Source organism: Zoogloea sp. JDB1, from assembly GCF_056724025.1.
This window is the reverse complement of sequence record NZ_CM161496.1, coordinates 1,369,580-1,390,993: the sequence shown is the minus strand read 5'-3', so window position 1 is coordinate 1,390,993 and position 21,414 is coordinate 1,369,580. Positions and strand designations below refer to the sequence as shown.

General features: G+C 63.5%; 18 protein-coding genes. 5 read left to right on the top strand and 13 right to left on the bottom strand.

Annotated elements, in window-relative coordinates; translation table 11 throughout:
- Position 1 precedes the first annotated feature (1 nt).
- Positions 2-1,099: a LysM peptidoglycan-binding domain-containing protein gene (locus AC1PPK_RS06130; RefSeq protein ID WP_481116952.1), complete on the bottom strand. Its 1,098-nt coding sequence runs from the start codon at positions 1,097-1,099 to the stop codon at positions 2-4.
- 143 nt (positions 1,100-1,242) lie between these two features.
- On the opposite strand from AC1PPK_RS06130, the gene def reads away from it, so the two are divergent.
- The 3 genes from def (at position 1,243) to htpX (ending at position 3,692) form a co-directional block, all read left to right on the top strand.
- On the top strand, positions 1,243-1,746 hold the full coding sequence (gene def, locus AC1PPK_RS06125) for a peptide deformylase (protein WP_481116951.1): 504 nt from the start codon (positions 1,243-1,245) through the stop codon (positions 1,744-1,746).
- Complete coding sequence (gene fmt / locus AC1PPK_RS06120) at positions 1,746-2,666, top strand: methionyl-tRNA formyltransferase (RefSeq protein ID WP_481116950.1); 921 nt, start codon at positions 1,746-1,748, stop codon at positions 2,664-2,666. The genes def and fmt overlap by 1 nt, the downstream gene beginning before the upstream one ends.
- Before the next feature lie 174 nt (positions 2,667-2,840).
- Positions 2,841-3,692 carry a zinc metalloprotease HtpX gene (gene htpX, locus AC1PPK_RS06115; RefSeq protein WP_481116949.1) on the top strand — a complete coding sequence of 284 codons (852 nt, stop codon included), beginning with the start codon at positions 2,841-2,843 and terminating at the stop codon, positions 3,690-3,692.
- 50 nt (positions 3,693-3,742) lie between these two features.
- On the opposite strand, the gene AC1PPK_RS06110 is transcribed toward htpX, so the two are convergent.
- The 12 genes from AC1PPK_RS06110 to AC1PPK_RS06055 form a co-directional block, all read right to left on the bottom strand.
- Entirely contained in the window at positions 3,743-3,892 is a 150-nt protein-coding gene (locus tag AC1PPK_RS06110; protein ID WP_481116948.1) for a hypothetical protein, read from the bottom strand.
- A complete protein-coding gene (locus AC1PPK_RS06105; RefSeq protein WP_481116947.1) occupies positions 3,889-7,713 on the bottom strand; it encodes a PAS domain S-box protein in 3,825 nt (1,274 codons plus the stop codon). Before AC1PPK_RS06105 ends, AC1PPK_RS06110 begins: the two co-directional genes overlap by 4 nt.
- 240 nt (positions 7,714-7,953) lie before the next feature.
- Entirely contained in the window at positions 7,954-9,054 is a 1,101-nt protein-coding gene (locus AC1PPK_RS06100) for a protein-glutamate methylesterase/protein-glutamine glutaminase (RefSeq protein ID WP_481116946.1), read from the bottom strand.
- The gene (locus AC1PPK_RS06095; protein WP_481116945.1) at positions 9,051-9,554 is read right to left on the bottom strand and encodes a chemotaxis protein CheD; all 504 of its coding nucleotides are present in this window, start codon (positions 9,552-9,554) and stop codon (positions 9,051-9,053) included. Before AC1PPK_RS06095 ends, AC1PPK_RS06100 begins: the two co-directional genes overlap by 4 nt.
- Entirely contained in the window at positions 9,551-10,357 is an 807-nt protein-coding gene (locus tag AC1PPK_RS06090; protein ID WP_481116944.1) for a CheR family methyltransferase, read from the bottom strand. Before AC1PPK_RS06090 ends, AC1PPK_RS06095 begins: the two co-directional genes overlap by 4 nt.
- Positions 10,358-10,398: 41 nt before the next feature.
- Entirely contained in the window at positions 10,399-10,989 is a 591-nt protein-coding gene (locus tag AC1PPK_RS06085) for a chemotaxis protein CheD (protein WP_481116943.1), read from the bottom strand.
- A 19-nt stretch (positions 10,990-11,008) separates the two neighbouring features.
- Positions 11,009-11,581: a chemotaxis protein CheW gene (locus AC1PPK_RS06080; RefSeq protein ID WP_481116942.1), complete on the bottom strand. Its 573-nt coding sequence runs from the start codon at positions 11,579-11,581 to the stop codon at positions 11,009-11,011.
- A gap of 20 nt (positions 11,582-11,601) precedes the next feature.
- Entirely contained in the window at positions 11,602-14,334 is a 2,733-nt protein-coding gene (locus tag AC1PPK_RS06075) for a methyl-accepting chemotaxis protein (RefSeq protein ID WP_481116941.1), read from the bottom strand.
- A 27-nt stretch (positions 14,335-14,361) separates the two neighbouring features.
- The gene (locus tag AC1PPK_RS06070) at positions 14,362-16,557 is read right to left on the bottom strand and encodes a chemotaxis protein CheA (protein WP_481116940.1); all 2,196 of its coding nucleotides are present in this window, start codon (positions 16,555-16,557) and stop codon (positions 14,362-14,364) included.
- Positions 16,554-16,847, bottom strand: a complete 294-nt coding sequence (locus tag AC1PPK_RS06065; protein WP_481116939.1) for an STAS domain-containing protein — start codon at positions 16,845-16,847, stop codon at positions 16,554-16,556. The genes AC1PPK_RS06070 and AC1PPK_RS06065 overlap by 4 nt, the downstream gene beginning before the upstream one ends.
- Before the next feature lie 15 nt (positions 16,848-16,862).
- Entirely contained in the window at positions 16,863-18,149 is a 1,287-nt protein-coding gene (locus AC1PPK_RS06060) for a methyl-accepting chemotaxis protein (protein ID WP_481116938.1), read from the bottom strand.
- Positions 18,150-18,154: 5 nt separating this feature from the next.
- Positions 18,155-18,520, bottom strand: a complete 366-nt coding sequence (locus AC1PPK_RS06055) for a response regulator (RefSeq protein WP_481116937.1) — start codon at positions 18,518-18,520, stop codon at positions 18,155-18,157.
- A 360-nt stretch (positions 18,521-18,880) separates the two neighbouring features.
- Here AC1PPK_RS06055 and mnmG point away from each other — a divergent pair, with 360 nt between their 5' ends.
- Together mnmG and rsmG are read left to right on the top strand one after the other, a co-directional pair.
- Positions 18,881-20,785, top strand: coding sequence for a tRNA uridine-5-carboxymethylaminomethyl(34) synthesis enzyme MnmG (gene mnmG, locus AC1PPK_RS06050; RefSeq protein WP_481116936.1), 1,905 nt, complete (start codon positions 18,881-18,883; stop codon positions 20,783-20,785).
- Complete coding sequence (gene rsmG, locus AC1PPK_RS06045; protein WP_481116935.1) at positions 20,782-21,414, top strand: 16S rRNA (guanine(527)-N(7))-methyltransferase RsmG; 633 nt, start codon at positions 20,782-20,784, stop codon at positions 21,412-21,414. Before mnmG ends, rsmG begins: the two co-directional genes overlap by 4 nt.

Here is a 21,414-nt window from a genome sequence, read left to right as displayed (position 1 = left end):
CTCAGGGCTTGCGGGCGCTGTCGGCAACGGCGACCGGCCCCTTGCTGTCCATCACCAGCGCATAGGACAGCCGGTCGAAGACTCGGAACACGAAGACCAGCCCATAGCGCTGCTCCGGCAGGCGGAACCGCTGGGCAGGCCCTACGTTATCCTCCCGGTAAACGGCTTCTCCGCGATTGCGGTGCAGCGCCAGCACATGGCCGACCTCCATGCCATCGCGCTTGCCGAGGCTGATCGACACCACGTTATAGCGGCCGGTTTCAGTCACGCCGTTATAAATGGACACCACATGTCCGCGCACGTCCTCGTCCGGAGCATGGGGCACATAGCTGGGCAGCTCAGGGCGTCCCGCCGGCAGCAAACGATCACCCTTGCCGATTTCCTGCTTGGCACTCAACACCAGAAGGCTGGTCGGCACCATGACATCCGACTTTCCTTCGACGGACTCCTGCGGGCCTTCGTCCGGGTCAGCGCTCACCCGCGCCACCCCGAGGTGAGCGGCCTCATAGCCGAGGACCTCTCCGCTTATCGGATCCTTCAAGGGCTTGGCCTTGCGGTACACATTCCAGGTCTTGACATCCGGCGTGATGCGCGTAGCGAAGATCGTATCGCCGGCCCCGGTGAAAACACGTCCTTCCTGGGTGGCGACCAACACGCCGGCGGTCGCGTCGTCCTTGTCGGACACCACCACTGGCTCGGTCAGGAAGGGGGCGATGGCACGGAGTGGAATACTCTGGATCGCAGCCTGATCCGGTTGGGAATAGACTTGCGGGAAACGCTTTTCGTACAGCGGGCGATCGATGGGGCCACTGACACGCTTGCCAAATTTGAGGGTCGGACCGCTGCGGTCGAGGACGATGATCTGGCCCGGATAGATGAGATGCGGGTTGCGGATCTGTTCCCGGTTCAGGCGCCACACCTCGGGCCAGCGCCAGGGCTCCTTGAGGAACTTGCCGGAGATGCCCCACAGGGTATCGCCGGGCACCACGACGTGGCTGTCCGGCGCGTCGTCGGCCAGGCGGATGGGACTTGCTGCACCGGCAGCCGCGGGCACCAGGGCTGCGACGCCGATCAGGAGGGCGGATATAATGCGGATCATCGGAAGAGCACTCGCTTTCGGCGAACAGGCACCACCCGGCAAAGGGCTGCCTGTGTTGCGGAGCCGATACCCGCCTTGCAAGATGCGAGCATCGTAGATTTGGCTCAAAATTCTGCACGTAAAGTCTTCATCCGGCAATATTTATGGCCCTGCTACCCATTCTCCGTTATCCCGATCCTCGTCTGCATACCCGTGCCACCCCGGTACGCGAAGTGAACGACGAAATCCGCCGGCTGATCGCCAACATGGCGGAAACCATGTACGAGGCCCCCGGCATTGGTCTGGCCGCCACCCAGGTGGACGTCCATAAGCGGGTCGTCGTCATCGATGTCTCGGAAGACAAGTCCGAGCTGCTGGCGCTGATCAACCCGGAGATCCTCGAACGCTCCGGCGAGCACCTCGGCGAGGAAGGCTGCCTGTCCGTCCCCGGCATCTACGACAAGGTCGTCCGTGCCGAACGGGTCAAGGTACGTGCCCTCAACCAGAAGGGCGAGACCTTCGAGATGGAGGCCGATGGCCTTCTCGCGGTGTGCATCCAGCACGAGTTGGACCACCTGGAAGGCAAGGTCTTCGTCGAATACCTGTCCCAGCTCAAGCAGACCCGCATCAAGGGCAAGCTGGCCAAAAAAGCCCGGATCACCGCCTGATGAAAGTCGCCTTCGCCGGAACCCCCGAATTCGCCGCTGCCGCGCTGCAAGCCATCCTCGCTGCCGGTTTCGAAGTACCGCTGGTCCTGACCCAGCCGGACCGCCCCGCAGGGCGTGGCATGCAGCTGCAACCCAGTCCGGTCAAACAGGTCGCCGTCGACGCCGGCATCCCGGTGCATCAGCCGGAAAAGCTGCGCACGCCGGAACAGCAGGCACCACTGGCCGAAGCCGGCGTCGACGTGCTGGTGGTAGCCGCCTACGGCATCATCCTGCCCCAGGCGGTGCTCGACTTGCCGCGCTACGGCTGCCTCAACATCCATGCCTCGCTACTGCCTCGCTGGCGCGGCGCCGCACCGATCCACCGGGCCATCGAAGCCGGCGACGCGGAAACCGGCATCACCATCATGCAGATGGATGCCGGCCTCGACACCGGCCCGATGCTACTCAAGCGCAGCACGGCCATCGAGTCCGACGACACCACGGGCAGCCTGCACGACCGCCTGGCCGGTCTCGGCGCCGAGCTGATCGTCGATGCCCTGCGGGCCCTGCCCGATGGCCTTACGGCCACGCCGCAACCGGCCGACGGGGTCACCTACGCGGCCAAGATCGGCAAGGCCGAGGCCACCGTGGACTGGACCCGCCCGGCCACCGAGATCGAACGCGCCATCCGCGCCTTCAACCCCTTCCCCGGCGCGCTGGGCACCTACCAGGGCACACCGATCAAGCTGTGGCGCGCCCGTGCCATCGACGCCAGCGGCGCCCCCGGCGAAGTACTGCTGGCCGAAGGCGCCGGTGTGATCGTCGCCTGCGGGGAGGGCGCGCTGTGCATCACCGAACTGCAGAAACCCGGTGGCAAGCGCTTGGCAGCGGCCGACTTCGTGCGCGGCACGGCTATTACAGTAAGCAGCCGCTTCGACTAAACAGCGCTGCAGCAACCTCCCCAAAGGCCCGCGTCCAACGCGGGCCTTTTTCATTCAGCATGCCGCTCCCGCTTACAGGTTTTTACGCAAGCATTTAAAAATTCTTGAATTTTTGGTGTGCAGCCCCATCTAACCAGCGTTTCCCAATCAATCCCGAAAGGACGGTTACACCCAATGCTCGGCAACTGGCTCAAGACATCCATCCTGATGGCAGCCATCATCGCGCTGTTCGGCGTGATCGGCGGCCTCATCGGCGGCAAGTCGGGGATGGTGCTCGCGCTGGTCTTCGGCGGCGCAATGAACCTGTTCTCCTACTGGTTCTCCGACAAGATGGTCCTGCGCATGTACAACGCACAGGAAGTGGACGAAACCAGCTCCCCCTACCTCTACGGCATGGTCCGCGAACTGGCCGGCCGCGCCCAGCTGCCGATGCCGCGCGTCTACATCATCCACGAGGACCAGCCGAACGCCTTCGCCACCGGTCGCAACCCCGAGCACGCCGCGGTAGCGGCCACCACCGGCATCCTGCAGATGCTCAGCCAGCGTGAACTGCGCGGCGTGATGGCCCACGAGCTGACCCACGTGAAGCACCGGGACATCCTGATTTCGACGATCTCGGCCACAATGGCCGGGGCGATCTCGGCGCTGGCCAACTTCGCAATGTTCTTCAGTGGCCGAGACTCTGAAGGCCGCCCGGCCAACCCGCTCGCCTCCATCGCGGTGGCCCTTCTCGCCCCACTGGCAGCCAGCGTGATCCAGATGGCGATCTCCCGCGCCCGCGAGTTCGAGGCCGACCGTGGCGGCGCAGAAATCTCGGGCGACCCGCACGCCCTGGCCGACGCGCTGATGAAGATCGACGCCTTCGCCCGCGGCATCCCGATGCCGACTGCCGAGGCCCACCCGGAAACCGGCCAGATGATGATCATGAACCCCCTGTCGGGCCGCGGCCTTGCCGGGCTGTTCAGCACCCACCCGGCCACCGAGGAACGGGTTTCCCGCCTGCGAGCGATGGCCGGCCGCCGCTGAGGCTTCCTCTCAATGCCTCGCGGATGTCATCGAGATCGGCCTCTCCACGATCATTGCGGTATTACCGGAATCCGCGTGGCCGTGGCAATGACGGCGCGTTGATCAGGGCCACGGTTGCGATGCCGGCCGTCCACCATGGCAAAGCCGGCTTCGAAACAATCCATCCACTGGCAGGGCGCGCTTTTCAACGGCATGCTCATGAGTGCCCCGACGTAGCCCCCTCAAGGGCGCGGCGGACTGCACCGACCAACGGCGGCAACACCTGTCCCAGCGTCACCAACTGGTCTGCCAGCGCATCCACATTGCCGCTGCGCACGGTCCGAGAGATTCTGTCGGCCAGCGCGAAGACATCCACTGCGCCCACGTTACCCGCAGCCCCCTTCAAGGTATGGGATAGGTGTGCGATGGCCGCCAGATCACCAGCAGCCAGACAAGCATTGAGGCGATCGGCCGCATCACCATGGTTGCTGGCGAAGATGCCAAGCAGCCGTCCATAGGTTGGCCACTTGCCACGCACCAGCCTCACTCCCCTCTCTGCGTCGAGTCCGGCAATACCTTGCAGGCGAGTGGCCCACGCATCGGACGTAGCGTCGGAAACAGGGGGCAGCACGGGCTCAGGCAAGGTATCCGCACCTCCCTGCACCAACCATTTGAGCAGCACGCGACGCAGGTCTTCCGGCTCCACTGGCTTGGCCAGGAAATCGTTCATACCCGCCATCCGGCACGCATCCTGGTCTTCCTCAAAGGCGTTGGCGGTCATGGCGACGATAGGCAAAGCGTCCTGGTCAGGCAGGGCACGGATGGTACGGGTGGCCTCCAACCCATCCATAACCGGCATCTGCATGTCCATCAGCACCAGATCGTAATCGCCGCTTTGCACGCACGCCACGGCCTGCTGACCGTTTTCGGCGCACTCCACGACCAGCCCCAGATCGTCCAGCATGTCCACCGCCACTTCCTGGTTGAGCTGATTGTCCTCGACCAGCAGGACTCTCCGCCCCTGCAGCGCAGGCACATCTTCGGCTAGCAGATCAGTCCGTGCATCACCGCCCACGACGGGCAGACTGATCCCCGGCCGGGTTTGCAGGCGTGCAGTAAACCAGAAAGAGCTTCCCTGCCCCAGGCGACTTTCCACCCCGGCTTCGCCTCCCATCAAGGCCGCCAGATGGCGGGTCAGAGCCAAGCCAAGACCAGTGCCTCCGTACTTGCGGGTAGTCGATGCATCGGCCTGCTCGAAAGACTGGAAGAGGCGTGACAACTGGTCGGGCGCAATGCCGATACCGCTGTCACTCACCTCGAAGCGGACCAGCATGTCCTGTTCCCCCTCCTCCAGAATTCTGGCCGTGAGACTGACCCCACCCCGCTCGGTAAACTTCACCGCGTTGCCGAGATAGTTGAGCAATGCCTGGCGCAAGCGAGTCACATCACCCCGCAGCACCGGCGGCAGGCCGTCCGTATCGGAATGAAAACTCAGATGCTTGGCGGCGAGGCGTTCGTGGATCAGGGAATGAGCCTGATTGAACAGGGCTTCCGGAGAGAAGTCGATGGACTCAAGCAACAGCTTGCCGGCCTCGATCTTCGAGATGTCGAGAATGTCGTTGATGATCGACAGCAGATGTGCCCCCGCATGACGGATCTTGTTCAGACGGTCGCGCTGGGGCGCATCGAGGGGGCTGCGCTCCAGCAGGCGGGCCAAGCCGAGGATGGCATTCATCGGCGTGCGGATCTCGTGGCTCATGTTGGCCAGGAATGCGCTCTTCGCCTGACTGGCGGACTCGGCGCGCCGACGGGCCTCGGCCAGCTGCTCGGTGCGCTCGGCCACCAGATCCTCAAGATGGTGGTGATAGACGGCCAGTTGGGCATCCCGCTCGCGCAGCTCGGTGATATCGAAAAAGGTCGTCATGAAGAAATCGCCCACGTCCGACCCCGACACCAACAAGGTCCGCTGCTCGCCGGATTTGCAGGTGACGCGGAATTCCCGTGGCTCGACAGGACGTCCTGCTGCACGAGCCTGACTGACGGCAGCCTGCCAAGAACTCCGCCCCCAAGCCCGATAATCCGGATCGGGATAGGCCAGCTGCCACCAGCACTCCGCATCGGGAATTTCCCGGCGGCTGTAACCGAAGCTCTCCACGAAGCGGCGATTGATATCGATGATCCGCCCCTCGCGATTGACAAGGCTGAGCGGCAAAGGCGCCACTTCAAACAACTGACGGAAACGTGCCTCGCTCTCCCGCAAGGCGGACTCTTCCCGGTGGCGGGCAACAGCAATTGCCGCCAGGTCGGTCGCCAGGGCCACCTGCTGAAGATGACGTTCGGCCGGCCCCAACGTGCTGTCCGGGTACAGCGCAAAAGTCCCAAGCACCACGCCCTCACGACTGAAAATCGGTGTCAACCAGCACGCCACCAGACCATATTCAGCGGCCAGCTCGCGATAATCCTTCCAGAGGGGGGCGGTGGCGATGTCCCTGACTATCACCGGACTGCGCCGCCACGCCGCGGTCCCGCAGGAGCCCACGGCCTCTCCGATGGGCACACCATCCACGGCGCGGTTGTAACCATCGGGTAGATTGGGCGCAGCGCCATGGCGTAAGTGGACGCCATTCGCGTCGAGCAAGAGGATCGACACCCTCACGTCAGGCAGTTGTGCCTCCACACCGAGAGCCAGGGTTTCCAGCGTATTGCGCAGCGCAGCGCCGGACGCCACCATTTCCAGAATATGGCGCTGGGTCTCCAGGTAGATCTCGCCCTGCTTGCGGACTGTCACATCGGTCCACGAGCCGACGATTTCCTCTCCATCCTCTGCATCACTGCCGGCCATACGCAACTCGTCGCGCACCCAGAAATAGCGCCCGTCCCGATGGGCAAAGCGGTACTCGAGGCCCAGTTGCCCACCAACCCGAAGACTACGCCAGGCAGCCTTCGCAGCCTCGCGGTCATCGGGATGCAGCCCGGCCTGCCACCAGCCCGGCTCCAGCACTTCCTCCGGCATGTAGCCGAAGATACGCTGAATGTTGTCGCCGACCATCGCCGACACCCAGCGCCCAGCCTCCCGCCGCATCGCATAAAGGATGGTTGGACTGGCCTCCACCAAATGGCGCAACTGGCGCTCAGCGGCCACCTGGCGACGCTGAGCCTCCTCGCCTGCCGCCCGGTCGCGCAGAGCGCGGATGCCGAAGGCCAGATCGCCCCCGAGGTCGGATAGCAGACGCATTTCCTCTTCAACAAAAGCATCGGCCTCGCTTGAATAGACGCTGAGGACACCAAAGCAATGTCCATCGGCATCCAGCAAGGGAAGCGCGCAGGAAGATGCGTAGCCGTTGCGTACCGCCGCCTCCCGCCAACGTTCGAAGCGTGGATCGCTCAGGATGTCGCGACACACCTGCGGGAGTCTGTTGCGAACTGCCGTACCGGTGGGCCCTGCACCGTCCTCGCCATCGCACCATGAAACGAAGACCGAGTCGAAATAACCTTCGATACAGCCGAACTGGGCCACCGGCCGTACCTGCCGGCGTACATCGTGTTCCGGATGGCCGACCCAGACCATTCGGTAACCACCGAACTCCACCATCAAACGGCAGACATCCTGCAACAGCGCATGCTCATCGATAGCCCGCGCGACAGCCTGATTGCATTCGCTGACCATCAGCAAGGCCCGGTTGGCCCGCCGCAAGCCGGCTTCGACTCGCTTGCCCGCTGTGATGTCGCGGGCAACCCCAAGCACACCGATCAGCCGCCCATCTTGGTCGTACATAGGCGTCTTGATGGTCTCCAGTGTCTCCTGGTGACCGTCTGACGCAAAGGTAACAGTCTCTTCGTTACGTACAGGCTCCGTCGCCGCCATGGCCGCCTGATCGTTCCGGCGAAAGACCTCGGCCAACTCCTGTGGCACAAAATCGTGGTCCCTGCGCCCAATGATGTCTGCCTCTCTAGCGCCGAAAAACAGCTCAAAGCGCGAATTGCAGGCCAGATACACGCCCTCCGGATCCTTCAGCCAGACGAGGTCCGGCAGGGTACGCACAAGGGCCTCGAGCAAGGGGCCCGGACGCCCCCTGTCCGCTGGCGTCGGAGAGTCTGCGGGAACAGTTTGGGAACTCGATGTCTCCGGCTGCAGGCACATGATGAAACAGGACCCTCTACGGTCGCGGGTTAAAGCCGGCCCAGCGCGGCTGCCAAACAGCGAGGACGGCACAGGACAAACGAGATCAGGACGCTGACATTAACATGAAGCATTGCCACAGATCTGTGCATCTGGCCTGACTCAACCCGCTTTCCCATGGCTCCAGGCCAACAGCCCGCCCGGGATGTCATGCAGAGGCAGCACGCTCCCGGCGGCACCACGCAGGATGGCTTCCTTCGGCATGCCGAAAACGACACAGGTTTCTTCGGCCTCGGCGATCGTCGCCGCCCCCGCATCCCGCATCTCCTTCAGACCGAGGGCACCGTCATCACCCATGCCGGTCATGATGATCCCCAACGCGTTACCGCCGGCGACCCGAGCCACCGAACGGAAAAGCACGTCCACGGACGGCTTGTGCCGATTGATCAACGGGCCATCCATGACGCCGACGAAATAGCCATTGCCATCCCGCGCCACCTGCAGGTGGCGCCCACCCGGTGCGATCAGCGCCAGCCCGGATTCGATGCGGTCGCCATGGCGTGCCTCGCGCACCTGAATGCGGCACAAGCCGTTGAGGCGGCGGGCGAACATCTCGGTGAAACCGGCCGGCATATGCTGCACCACCACGATACCCGGCACCTCCTCGGGCAGCGCTGTCAGCACGGCCTCCAGCGCCAACGTTCCACCAGTGGACGTACCGATGGCCACAATGCGCGTCCGGTCACCGCCGGACGCCAGACGCGGCCCACGCGGCAGATCGCCGAGGGTCAGCTTCGGGCGTGGCGCCACCTCCGCCGCCGGCGTGATCCTGGCCTTGGCCTTGGCCGGATGCAGGCGGGCACTTGCCGCCGCACGGACGGCAGCCACCAGGCTATCGCTCTCGTCCTGCAGAAACTGCTTGAGGCCGACCTTGGGCTTGGTCACCAAGCCGACCGCTCCGGCAGAGAGCGCCTCGAAACTGGCCTTGGCGCCGCTCTCCACCAGCGTCGAGCAGATCACCACCGGCGTCGGCCGCTCGGCCATCAGCTTGCGCAGAAAGGTCAGGCCGTCCATGCGCGGCATCTCGATGTCGAGGACGACCACGTCGGGCCATTCCTTGCGCATCTTATCGATGGCGAACAGGGGGTCGACCGCGGTGGCTAGTACGGTCATGTCGGGCTGGGCATTGATCGCCTCGCTGGCGACCTGGCGCACGATCGCCGAATCGTCGACGATCATCACGCGAATCGGGCGGGATCTCATGGGCTCACCTCGTCGATGGGACGATGGGCCAGCCACACATGACCGGTCCACAGGTCGAAGATTAGCTTGCGGTGCCCCGTCCCCCCGCAATGGGTGACGTTCGGGCGATAGCCATGCTTTACCAGTAGCGCATCCGCCGCGTCCACATTGCGACGGGCGATGTCCATGACCGCAGGTCGAGCGGCATCGTGGTTCAACATGTTGCCGCCGCCGAAGACCTTCACTTGGTAATCCACCGGCCGACTGCCCGCCTTCATCACTTCGTGGTCGAAGAGAGCCAGCGCCTCGTCCGCGTAGCGCCCATCCAGCGCTTTCCCGTCGGTCCACCCACGACTCGGCAGCATGTAATGGCACATGCCGCCGATCAGGCGCAGCGGATGCCACAGGGTGATGGACACGCAGGAACCGAGCAGCGTCGAGATACGCGTGCGGCCACCACCGAAGAAGAATCCACCGGGCTGCAGGAAGACCTCCCGGATATCGTCACCGCACTCGATCATGGCTTGCGATAGATCGTCGCCTTCACCAGGTCCAGCCCCTGCTGGATGCCGTTGAGCGTCTCGGAATGGCCGATGAACAGATAGCCCCCCAACTTGAGGCGCGGCAACAGGTTGGCAACGACTTTACGCTTGGTGTCCATGTCGAAATAAATCATCACGTTACGCAGGAAGATCACATCGAACTCGCCGATGTCGGCCGGCACCGGCAGGGTCAGGTTGACCTGCCGGAAGTGCGTGTGACGTTTGAGCTCGGGGGTGATCAGAAAGGTCCCGCTCTGGCTGCGCACGCCTTTCAGGCAGTAGCGGGTCAGGAACTCGGGCGGGATGCCCTCGTTCCGGTCGAGCGGATAATGCGCAGCGGCGGCCTTGGCCAGCACCTGGGTGCTGATGTCCGAGCCCACCACCTCCCACGGGGACTGCGGCAGCGAATCGGCCAGCAGCATCGCCAACGTATACACCTCCTCGCCGGTGGAGCAGGCGGCGCTCCATACGCGAAAGGTCCCGGCGGGACGACGGGCGCGGATCACCTCGTTCTTCAGGAAGGCGAAGTGGCCCGGCTCGCGGAAGAAATAGGTTTCGTTGGTGGTCAGCAGATCCACCATGACCTGCAGTTCCTCCGGATGCTGGCCGGAGCTGAGCAGCCGGTAATACTGGGAAAAGGTGTCGAAGTTGTGGTGCTTCAGGCGCTTGGACAAGCGGCCAACCAGCAGCACCTTCTTCGCATCGGAAAGGCTGATGCCAGCGATCTTGTAGATCAGCCGCTGAAACAGCGCAAATTCCTCGTTGGTGATGGCGGAACCCATGGGGCTCCCGACAGGGGTGCGAACCCGCTCCATGGCGATCCTCAAAACAGTTCGACGTTGTTATCCGGCTCGGCGGGCTTGTTCAATGTGGCTGCATAAGCCTGTTCTTCCCGAGCGATCACCTCGGCGGTCGCGTGGGACGTGACGATGCGCTTGCACCAGGCATCCCCGTTACTTGGCAGGAACAGCAGTTTGCGCGACCAAGGGCCGAGAAAATCCGATGCCAGCAGCGGAATGCCTTCCCGCTTTAACCAGTCCCGCGCAAAGCGCGCGTTGCGCTGACCGATGGCCAAGGACTGACCAGAGGTTTCGATGATGGTACCACCGCCGAAAGCCTTGGCCTGCAGGCGTGCCTTGCGGGCCCCCTGGACCAGCAGCGCGTTGAGCAGAGCTTCCATCGCATAGTCCCCCGCCAGCAGCGCATCCACCTCGCCATGGGCGCTACGCTGCAGGTTGGGCAACATGAAGTGGTTGATGCCGCCGATACGCGTTTGCGGATCGAACAGGCAGACCGCCACACAGGACCCTAACAGAGTCGCCAGCGGCCGCTCCCGCTCTACCGCCCAGGCACCGGGCGCCACATTGCGCGCCAGGCGCTCGATCTCCCGCGCCGGTAGGCTGGCGTAATCCATCGTCCTCACCCCGCAGCGCTCAAGCCGACGGCGTACTTCCCCCCACCAGGTCGGCCGCGCCACCATCCGAAGTGACACGGGCCAGCGTGGCGATCTCATCGACCGAGAGGACTTTCTCAACCTCCAGGATGATGACGAACTTGCCATTCACCTTGCCCATCCCCTTGATGAAGTCGGCGCGGATCTTGGCTCCAAAGGACGGCGGCGGCTCGATCTCCGAGGCCGGGATCTCCAGTACCTCGGATACCGCATCGACCACCACGCCAACGTCCTGGCGCTCATCGTTCTCGGTCAGTTCGATGATGACGATGCAGGTCCGTCGCGACACCTCGGAGCGCTTGCCGCCGAAGCGGCTGGCCAGGTCGATCACCGGCACCACCGCGCCGCGCAGGTTGATGACCCCGCGGATGAAGGGCGGCACCATCGGGATCTCGGTGACCGTACCGTATTCGATGATCTCCTTGATATTGAGGATGCCGACGGCAAACATCTCGCCGCCGAGCAGGAAGGTCAGGTACTGGGCCGGACTGGTTTCGACCACCGCCGGGGCCTTGGCCCCGGCGACGGCCGCCGGCGTGGGCAGCGTGGTCATGCTCTAGCTCCTTTCGCCGTTCAGAACTTCTCGAAGTCGCCTTCGTTGAACGCGAAGCCCGCTACCTTGGCCGGCGTCCGGGCCTTGCTGACGGTGGCACGCCCCAAAGCTGCCGACGGTGCCGCGGCCAGAATCCGGCCCATATTGCGCTCATCGATCGTGAAGAACTGCATCAGCTGCTGCAGTTGCTCGGCCTGGCCACCCAGTTCTTCCGCAGTGGCGGCCAGTTCTTCGGACGCCGACGCATTCTGCTGCGTAGCCTGATTGAGCTGGTTCATCGCGTTGTTGATCTGGGCGACACCGGACGATTGCTCCTGGGACGCGGAGGCGATCTCCTGCACCAGATCGGACGTCTTACGGATAGACGGCACGATCTCATCAAGCAGTTGACCGGCACGCTCGGCCAGGCCGACGGAATCACCCGCCAGCCCACCGATTTCCTGCGCCGCGACCTGCGAACGCTCGGCCAGCTTGCGCACCTCCGCTGCCACGACGGCGAAACCCTTGCCGTGCTCACCGGCACGCGCCGCCTCGATAGCAGCGTTGAGAGCCAGCAGGTTGGTCTGGTAGGCGATGTCGTCGATGATGCCTATCTTCTGGGCAATCTTCTTCATCGCATCGACGGTGTTCTTCACTGCATCGCCGCCCTCGGTGGCTTCCACTGCAGTCTTCGAGGCCAGGTTGTCGGTGACCTTGGCGTTATCGGCGTTCTGTTTGATCGAGGCCGACATCTGCTCGACGGACGCGGACGACTCTTCCACGCTGGCAGCCTGTTCGGACGACGACTGGGACAGGGACTGGGCAGTTGCCGAGACCTGGCCGGACGCGTTGGTCAGCGCATCGGCGGCAGTACGCACCTGGGTGATGGTGTCGGAGAGCTTGCTGACGGTGTTGTTCACCGCCTCCTTGAGCGCCTTGAAATCGCCCTGGTAGTCATGCGCGATATTCTGGGTCAGATCGCCCTGCTCGATCGCGCTCATGATGCGGCGCACTTCGTTGATCGGCCCGACGATGGCATCCAGCGTGCCATTCACGCCATCCACGATCTTGCGGAAATCACCCTGGTGCTGACCGGCTTCCGCACGGGTTTCCAGGCGTCCGGCAATCGCAGCCGCAGACAACGTGTTGGCGTCGGCCACCAGCTTGTTCACCGCCTCGATGCAGGTGTTCAGGTTGTTCTTGATGGTGTTGAAGTCGCCGTTATAGCTGTCGGTGATTTTCGGCGGGATGTCGCCCTTGGAGATGCGATCCACGTAGTTGGCGGCCACGTTCAGCGGCCCGATCACCGCATCGAGGGTGTTGTTGACGCCTTCCACGATCCTGCGGAAATCCCCCTGATGCTGGCTCGCATCCGCACGAGTGGCCAGACGGCCCTCCACTGCAGCCTTGGACAGCACGCCCGCATCGGCCACCAGCTTGTTCACCGCCTCGATGCAGGTGTTCAGGTTGTTCTTGATGGTGTTGAAGTCGCCGTTGTAGTTGTCGGTGATCTTCGGCGGGATGTCGCCCTTGGAGATGCGATCCACATAGTTGGCGGCCACGTTCAGCGGCCCGATCACCGCGTCAAGGGTATTGTTGACGCCTTCCACGATCCTGCGGAAATCACCCTGGTGCTGGCTCGCATCCGCACGGGTGGCCAGACGGCCCTCCACCGCGGCCTTGGACAGCACGCCCGCATCGGCCACCAGCTTGTTCACCGCCTCGATGCAGGTGTTCAGGTTGTTCTTGATGGTGTTGAAGTCGCCGTTGTAGTTATCGGTGATCTTCGCCGGGATGTCGCCCTTGGAGATGCGATCCACGTAGTTGGCGGCCACGTTCAGCGGCCCGATCACCGCGTCGAGGGTGTTGTTGACGCCTTCCACGATCTTGCGGAAATCACCCTGGTGCTGGCTCGCATCCGCACGAGTAGCCAGACGGCCTTCCACCGCGGCCTTGGACAGCATCGAAGCGTCGGAAGCCATGGCCTGGACCGATTGCTGGATTGCCCCGACCGCCTGAACCACCTGACCGACCTCATCCTTTGCATCGCTCTTCAGCGTGAAGTTGAAATCGCCGACCGCCATCTTCTTGGCGGCATCCACCACTTGGCCAACCGGGCGGGTAATGCTTCGGGTCAGCCACAGCGCAACACCTGCAGCCAGCAGGACCGCAATCAGCGCAAGCGTTATCACCAGTGTCCGTGACGACTGGGCCAGATCCACCGCGTGCTGGCCAGACTTCTTGGCAGCCTCGATCTGGAAACCACCGAAATCGGACAAGGCGCTGATGTAGGCTTCAGCGGCATCCTTATACTCGCCGAACAACATCTGAACAGCCTTTTCCTGGTTGTACTGGGGCGACGAAGTATCCGCAAGCTGCAGTGTTCGATCCGTTATCGGATTGTAGCGGGCACGCGTCTCCGCCACCTTGGCCAACAATGCCTTGCCCTTTTCGCTGCTAACCAAGGGCGTGAGCTGTTCGATGATCTCGCCGTTGCGTTGACGCAGTTTGACGATGGCCTCGAGGTTCTGCTTTTCAAGACTCTTGTCCGTCGTGAGGATCATGTTCCGGACGGAACGACCAACGAGCTGCAGGTTGTACTTCAGTTCGTCGGCCAGCACGATCTTGGGCAAGCGACCTTCTGCCAGATCGTCGATCCCGTCATTGAGTTCGTTGATACGCGTGATCGACACGATCGAAATCGCCACCAGCATCAGCAGGACGACGGCAAAGCCGATCCCCAGACGAACACCTATTTTTAGGTTATTGAACATGATGAATCTCCGGGTAGGACAGCAAGGTCAGGCGCTACGTTGCTCGGGGCGGGCCAGCAGACGCTGCTCGGCCTGCCCCGAAATCTTGATGAGGGCAGAAATATCGAGGATCAGGGCCACCTCACCGCTGCCGAGGATGGTCAACCCACCGATGCCCTGCAGGTGACGGAAGATCGCGCCAAGAGGCTTGATGACGGCCTGCAGTTCGCCGGCCAGGCGGTCCACCACGATACCGGCGCGCTGGCCGGCGTACTGGACTACCACCACGCTCTCCCGGGCCGGGCGCTCGCCGGGCAGGCCGAAGCTCTCCCGCAGGCACACCGATGGCAAAACCTGGCCACGCAGGTTGAAATAGTTGCGCTCATGCTCTGCCTCGGGCCGCTCGACGCACTCAACCACCGCATCGAGGGGAATCACGTAGGAACGGTTGGCCGATACCACCAGGAAACCGTCGATGATCGCCAGCGTTAACGGCAAGCGCAGGGCCAGACGCGTACCCTGGCCCGGCTGGCTGCTGACGTTGATGGTGCCGCGCAAGGCCAGCAGGTTACGGCGCACCACGTCCATCCCGACGCCACGCCCGGACAGGTTGGTGACCTGGTCGGCGGTAGATAGACCAGGGGCAAAGATCAGGTCATAGACCTCCCGGTCCGACAGGTGGGCATCCGGCTCCACCAGACCCCGTTCGACAGCCTTGGCCAGGATCTTGTCACGGTTGAGGCCGGCACCATCGTCGGCCACCTCGATGACGATGTTGCCCGCATCGTGATAGGCGTTGAGCAGCAGCGTGCCACGCGGACTCTTGCCGGCGGCCTCGCGCACGGCCGGCGCCTCGATGCCGTGGTCGAGGGAATTGCGCACCAGGTGCATCAGCGGATCGCCAATCTTCTCGACAATGGACTTGTCGAGCTCGGTCTCGCCACCGGAAATCAGCAGCTCCACGTCCTTGCCCAGATCCTTGCAGGCATCGCGCACGAGACGGTGGAAGCGGTTGAAGGTTTCGCCGATCTGCACGGTGCGCAGCTGCAGCGACGCATCGCGGATCTCCTCCACCAGCCTCGTAAGCAACGACGAGGACTCGATCAGCTCCCCATCGCTGCGCTTGTGGGCCAGCAGGCTGGTCGCCGCGCCGGCGATCACCAGTTCGCCGACCAGGTTGATCAGGTGATCGAGCTTGTCGGCCGGCACGCGGATCAGCTTGGCATCCTGGGCTTTCTTCTCGCTGACCTGGGTCTGCTTGGCCACCGCTGCGGCAACGACCTCAGGCTGCACGACCTGCTGGGCAACCAGAATCTCGCCGATCGGCTTGTCATGGCGTTCGGCCGTCGGCGCCTCGCCGTCGTCCATGGCTTGGGCACGCAAGCCCTCGCTCAGCTCGTCGGCGGTCAGCGCCCCGATGCGCACCAGGATTTCCCCCAGGCGCAGGGTGTCTTCCGGCAGGCTCTCGATCAGCTCGACGTAATCGTTCACCTTGCTGTTTGGCGGCAGGATGGACAACTGGCACTCGTCGCGCACGAAGGCAAAGACATCCTCGATGGTCTGCTTGTCGGCGGCGGACTCCAGCGCTATCTCGAAGCCCAGGTAGCACAGCTCCGGGTCCATCTCGGCGGCGGCCGGCATCCTATCGGCTAGAGTTTCCATGTGACGGATGTTGCCGACCGTCTCAAGGAAGCGAAGGAAATTCTCCGGGTCCATGCCCTGACGCAGCACGTCGGAGCCGAAGCGCACCGAAATGTGCCAGCAGTTGTGGCTGGTCTGCGGAGAGGGAATGCGCTGCACGCCGGGTTCCTCAGCCCTGGGTGTCGCCTGCACCTCCCCCCCCGGCCCAAAGGCCCGCAGACGCGCCAGCAGGCTGGCCGTCTGGGCCTCGATGTCGGCGGCGCTCACCTGCTCCATGCCGGCCTCGCTGGCGACCAGCACGCGCAAGTGGTCGGTACACGCCAGCATCAGCGCGGCCAGATCCGTGGTGACGGCAATCTCGTGGTTACGCAGGCGGTCAAGCACGTTCTCGACCACATGGGCGAAAGACTCTACGGCAGCGGCCTCGACCATTCCGGCCGCCCCCTTGATGGTATGGGCCGCCCGGAAGATGCCGTTGAGGGTGGTCTCGTCGTCGGGACGGGCTTCCAGTTCGAGCAGCAGGGATTCGAGCGCATCCAGCTGCTCCCCACTTTCCTGCAGAAAAACTTGCTTGAGTTCGTCCATGGTGAGCGCTGAAGTCATTCTGCGGGTACGACCAGCGGGTCGCCAAACCAGGCCGCGAGGTTGTAGAACTCGATCAGGGACTGCACCGCCGGACTATGGGCGACGATCGCCAGCGTCTTGCCGGCGGCACTGGCTTCCCGCTTGACCAGCATCAGCAGTTGGCAGCCGGCCGAATCCATGCGCTCAACGCCGGACAGGTCCAGCTCGATGCGCTCGGCCCCGCCCAGCAGGCCAAGCAGGCCTGGTTTCAGCTCGGCGACGCGATAGATCGTGAAATCCTCGGCAAAAGCCTGACGAATGACACTCATGCTGCCCTCTGACGGTTAAAACAGTTCGACGGCAGGTCCATCACCTGCCGAGGCCGACGCAGAACGAGACAGAGAGATACCTCTGCGCCGGGCATGCTCCTCACGCTCACGCTCCATCACATAGCTCTCGAAGAGGCGGTCGATCTGCTCGGTCATTGCCGGGATGTCGCTGATGGCGGCGGTGCCGTTCAGGCAGGCGGACAGTTTCAAGACGTGCTCGTCGAGACGCTCCAGCGCCTCGATCACGTGGCCGACCTGCTGGCGGGTGACATCCTGAAACTGCACGCTGGCCATGGTTTCCATGAACATCTCGGCGAGCCGATGGCTCGATTCGCGGAACACACTGAGAATCCGGTTCTCGTGATCGAGCAGTTGCGTATAGCTGGCGCTGACCTCATGGAATTGATCGGCCACCGTGCGCAGCGCATCTTCTTCGGCATTCGAAATGCTCTGGTCCAGTTGGGCGCTGAATTTGGACTGGATGGTATGCACGACCCGCTCGATGCCTTCGCTGATCTTCAGCACGGCCTGATCGGTCTGCCCGGCCAGCTTTCGCACCTCGTCCGCCACCACCGCGAAACCACGCCCGGCTTCGCCGGCCCGGGCCGCCTCGATGGCCGCATTGAGGGCCAGCAGATTGGTCTGGCCGGAAATATCACGGACCAAATTGACGAATTGAGCGAGGGACTTGGCCTCCTCTAGCGCCGCCATCACATGTTCCTGCTCTTCGCCAACGTTTTCGAGACGACGATGGATGTAGTCCTGCAATGCGGCGAGGGTTTGCTGGTTGCCAACCGCCCGCGTGTTGGCAGCCTCGACGATCTGGCTGGATTCCTGCGAGAAGGCCTGCACGACCTGATCGAGATCCTGCACGACGGCATCCACTGCCTGCAGACGCTCAACCATGCCCAATGCCGCCACCTCGGTCTGGTCGGTGACGGCATTGAGCTGCCCGACGAGAATGCCATTGAGATGAGGCACTTGGTCCAACGAACGGCTCACCTCGGTCGCCACTTCGCTCTTGTGCTCAAGCTCATCCTTGGTCTTGCCAAGCGCACGTTCCGCGCCATACAACGCATCCCGGTAACGCATGATCGACAGCATGCTGAGCGCCTCGAAGCTGAGGAGCACCGCCGCGATAGCGCCGATCGCATCCACAAGAGACTGACTCAGCCCCAACTCGTCGAGCAGGAGCCTGTGGTAGGCATCGTTGCCGAAATACACGACGACGAACACGCCCACCGCCGTCAGCAAGGACAACAGCAGGCGCCGGCGCCGGGATTTATCGCCGATGTCCGACATGGGCTTCAACGCAGGACGAGCTTGATCGTATTGAGCAGCGTGTCAGCCGTCGCCGGTTTGACGATCCAGCCCGACGCTCCTGCGGCCTTGGCCTCCGCACGTTTGCTCTGCTGGGACTCGGTAGTCAGGAACAGGATCGGCATGAAGCGCAGTTCAGGCCTCTGACGGACAAGCTTGATGAACTCGATGCCATTCATCCCGGGCATGTTGAGATCGGTGATCAACAGATCAGGCTTGGTCCCCGCCGCCAGCTTTTTCTGGCCGTCTTCGGCGCTGTTGGCGGTGACAACCTGGAAACCTGCCTTGGAGAGAATTCCGGAAATGGACAGCAGGACGGTGGCCGAATCATCGACCAACATGATTGTTTTCATCTTTTCTCCTCCCGGCAGGGAAAATCCGGGGTATCGGGACAGCAAGACTCATGGGGCAGCAGGGTGGAAACCCAAAGCGAAAAAGGCTTCCTGACACCCATATATTGCATCGTTCTACGGATGATGGGGCGCAAACTTTAGACTCCCCGGACAAATATCGACCAACTGTGAAACAGGACACAATCCACCTAGCAATACCTCACTGGAGATACGCGAAAGAGCGTTCCAAGGGCTTCAAGACTTCCTGTAAACCGTTGTAAATCCTTTGTTTTTCGGGCTTCCACAAGGTACTGAGGCTGTATTTTTGCGGCGCAAGGTCGTATCATGCGGCTCCCCCGTTTCACCATTCCCGGTTTCCCCATGCTTCATCCCACCCGTTTCGACGTCATCGTGGTCGGCGGCGGCCATGCCGGCACCGAGGCCGCTCTGGCAGCCGCGCGGGCCGGGTGCGCCACGCTGCTGCTCACCCACAACATCGAGACCCTCGGCCAGATGAGCTGCAACCCGTCTATCGGCGGGATCGGCAAGGGCCATCTAGTCAAGGAAGTGGACGCCCTCGGCGGCGCCATGGCGGCGGCCACCGACGAAGGCGGCATCCAGTTCCGCATCCTCAACGCCAGCAAGGGCCCGGCCGTGCGCGCCACCCGCGCCCAGGCCGACCGGGTGCTGTACAAGGCGGCCATCCGCAAGCGCCTGGAAAACCAGCCCAACCTGTGGCTGTTCCAGCAGGCCGTGGACGACCTCACCGTGGTCGGCGACCGGGTCACCGGCGTGGTCACCCAGATCGGCTTGCGCTTCGAGGCGCCCGCCGTGGTGCTAACCGCCGGCACCTTCCTCAACGGCCTGATCCACGTCGGCCTGCAGAACTACTCCGCCGGTCGCGCGGGTGACCCACCGGCGATCAGCCTCGGCCAGCGCCTGAAGGAACTCGCGCTGCCCCAGGGCCGCCTGAAAACCGGCACGCCGCCGCGCCTCGACGCGCGCAGCATCGACTTCTCGGTGATGGAGGTGCAGCCCGGTGACAATCCAGTGCCGGTGTTCAGCTTCCTCGGCGAGGCCAGCCAGCACCCGCGCCAGTTGCCGTGCTGGATCACCAACACCAACAGCCGCACCCACGACATCATCCGCGCCAACCTCGACCGCTCACCGATGTACTCCGGCGTGATCGAAGGGGTCGGCCCGCGCTACTGCCCGAGCATCGAGGACAAGATCCACCGTTTCGCGGACAAGGACAGCCACCACGTCTTCCTCGAACCGGAAGGCCTCGACACCCACGAGATCTACCCCAACGGGATCTCCACCAGCCTGCCCTTCGACGTGCAGCTGGACATCGTGCGCTCCATCAAGGGCCTTGAGAACTGCCATATCCTGCGCCCCGGCTACGCCATCGAGTACGACTACTTCGATCCGCGCAACCTCAAGTCCAGCCTGGAAACCAAGTCCATCGGCGGGTTGTTCTTCGCCGGCCAGATCAACGGCACCACCGGCTATGAAGAAGCCGCCGCCCAGGGCCTGCTGGCCGGCATCAACGCCGCACTGCAGGTGAAGGGCCAGGAGGCCTGGTGCCCGCGCCGCGACGAGGCCTACCTGGGCGTGCTGGTAGACGATCTGATCACCCGCGGTGTCTCCGAGCCCTACCGGATGTTCACCTCCCGCGCCGAATACCGCCTGTCCCTGCGCGAGGACAACGCCGACCTGCGCCTCACCGAAACCGGCCGCAAGCTGGGCCTGGTGGACGACGAACGCTGGGCCGCCTTCTGCGCCAAGCGTGAAACCATCGAGCGCGAGACCGCGCGCCTGCGCGCCACCTGGGCGACACCTGCCAAGGTACCGGCGGAGGCCGCCGAAGCGGTGCTCGGCAAGTCCATCGAGCGCGAGTATTCCTTCTTCGACCTGCTGCGCCGCCCCGGCGTCAGCTACGCGGCACTGATGACCCTGCCCGGCGCCCCTGAAGCACCGGAAACCGATCCTCAGGTCGTCGAACAACTGGAAATCGCCGCCAAGTACCAGGGCTACATCGACCGCCAGCTCGACGAGGTGGCGCGCCAGGCCGATGCCGAGGCCACCCGCCTGCCGCCGGATCTGGACTATTCCACCGTGCGCGGCCTGTCGAAGGAAGTCCAGGGCCGCCTCAACCAGCACAAGCCGGAAACCATCGGCCAGGCCAGCCGCATCCAGGGCGTCACGCCGGCGGCCATCAGCCTGCTGCTGGTATGGCTGAAACGCGGCGAACTGGCCCGCGGACGGGAGCAGAAATCAGCATGAGCAGCCGCACCCTCGAACAGGGCATCGCCGCCCTGGGCCTCGACCTGCCCACCGACGCCCCGCAAAAGCTGCTCGCCTTCGGCCAGCTGCTGATCAAATGGAACAAGGTCTACAACCTCACTGCCATTCGTGACGCAGCCCAGGTCGTCACCCACCACCTGCTCGACTCCCTGTCGGTGCTGCCGCAGCTGGATGGCATTTCCCGACTGGTAGACGTCGGCTCCGGCGGCGGCCTGCCCGGTGTCGTGCTGGCCATCTGCCGACCCGACCTGCAGGTGGATTCGGTCGAGACGGTGCAAAAGAAAAGCACCTTCCAGAACCAGGCGCGGATCGAGCTCAAGCTCAACAACTTCCGCGCCCACCACGCCCGCATCGAAAACTGGCAACCGGTCTATGCGCCGGATGCCCCCGACGGCATCATTTCGCGCGCCTTCGCCGATCTGGCCGACTTCGTGAACCTCACCGCCCACCTGGCCGGACCGCAGACACGCATCCTCGCCATGAAGGGCGTATACCCTGAAGACGAAATCGCCCGCATTCCGGAAGGCTTCGCCATGGAACGCAGCGCGAAACTCCAGGTGCCCGGCCTCGACGCCGAACGCCATCTCATCATTGTGAAACGGACTTGA

Bases quoted from the DNA above. Each gene is read 5' to 3' on its own strand.
- AC1PPK_RS06095 (WP_481116945.1), bottom strand. From the start codon at position 9,554: ATGATCGAGTGCGGTGACGATATCCGGGAGGTCTTCCTGCAGCCCGGT.
- AC1PPK_RS06090 (WP_481116944.1), bottom strand. From the start codon at position 10,357: ATGGGTTCCGCCATCACCAACGAGGAATTTGCGCTGTTTCAGCGGCTG.
- AC1PPK_RS06080 (WP_481116942.1), bottom strand. From the start codon at position 11,581: ATGACCACGCTGCCCACGCCGGCGGCCGTCGCCGGGGCCAAGGCCCCG.
- AC1PPK_RS06100 (WP_481116946.1), bottom strand. From the start codon at position 9,054: ATGAGATCCCGCCCGATTCGCGTGATGATCGTCGACGATTCGGCGATC.
- AC1PPK_RS06110 (WP_481116948.1), bottom strand. From the start codon at position 3,892: ATGAGCATGCCGTTGAAAAGCGCGCCCTGCCAGTGGATGGATTGTTTC.
- fmt (WP_481116950.1), top strand. From the start codon at position 1,746: ATGAAAGTCGCCTTCGCCGGAACCCCCGAATTCGCCGCTGCCGCGCTG.
- mnmG (WP_481116936.1), top strand. From the start codon at position 18,881: ATGCTTCATCCCACCCGTTTCGACGTCATCGTGGTCGGCGGCGGCCAT.
- AC1PPK_RS06070 (WP_481116940.1), bottom strand. From the start codon at position 16,557: ATGACTTCAGCGCTCACCATGGACGAACTCAAGCAAGTTTTTCTGCAG.
- htpX (WP_481116949.1), top strand. From the start codon at position 2,841: ATGCTCGGCAACTGGCTCAAGACATCCATCCTGATGGCAGCCATCATC.
- rsmG (WP_481116935.1), top strand. From the start codon at position 20,782: ATGAGCAGCCGCACCCTCGAACAGGGCATCGCCGCCCTGGGCCTCGAC.
- AC1PPK_RS06130 (WP_481116952.1), bottom strand. From the start codon at position 1,099: ATGATCCGCATTATATCCGCCCTCCTGATCGGCGTCGCAGCCCTGGTG.
- AC1PPK_RS06060 (WP_481116938.1), bottom strand. From the start codon at position 18,149: ATGTCGGACATCGGCGATAAATCCCGGCGCCGGCGCCTGCTGTTGTCC.
- AC1PPK_RS06075 (WP_481116941.1), bottom strand. From the start codon at position 14,334: ATGTTCAATAACCTAAAAATAGGTGTTCGTCTGGGGATCGGCTTTGCC.
- AC1PPK_RS06085 (WP_481116943.1), bottom strand. From the start codon at position 10,989: ATGGATTACGCCAGCCTACCGGCGCGGGAGATCGAGCGCCTGGCGCGC.
- AC1PPK_RS06055 (WP_481116937.1), bottom strand. From the start codon at position 18,520: ATGAAAACAATCATGTTGGTCGATGATTCGGCCACCGTCCTGCTGTCC.
- AC1PPK_RS06065 (WP_481116939.1), bottom strand. From the start codon at position 16,847: ATGAGTGTCATTCGTCAGGCTTTTGCCGAGGATTTCACGATCTATCGC.
- def (WP_481116951.1), top strand. From the start codon at position 1,243: ATGGCCCTGCTACCCATTCTCCGTTATCCCGATCCTCGTCTGCATACC.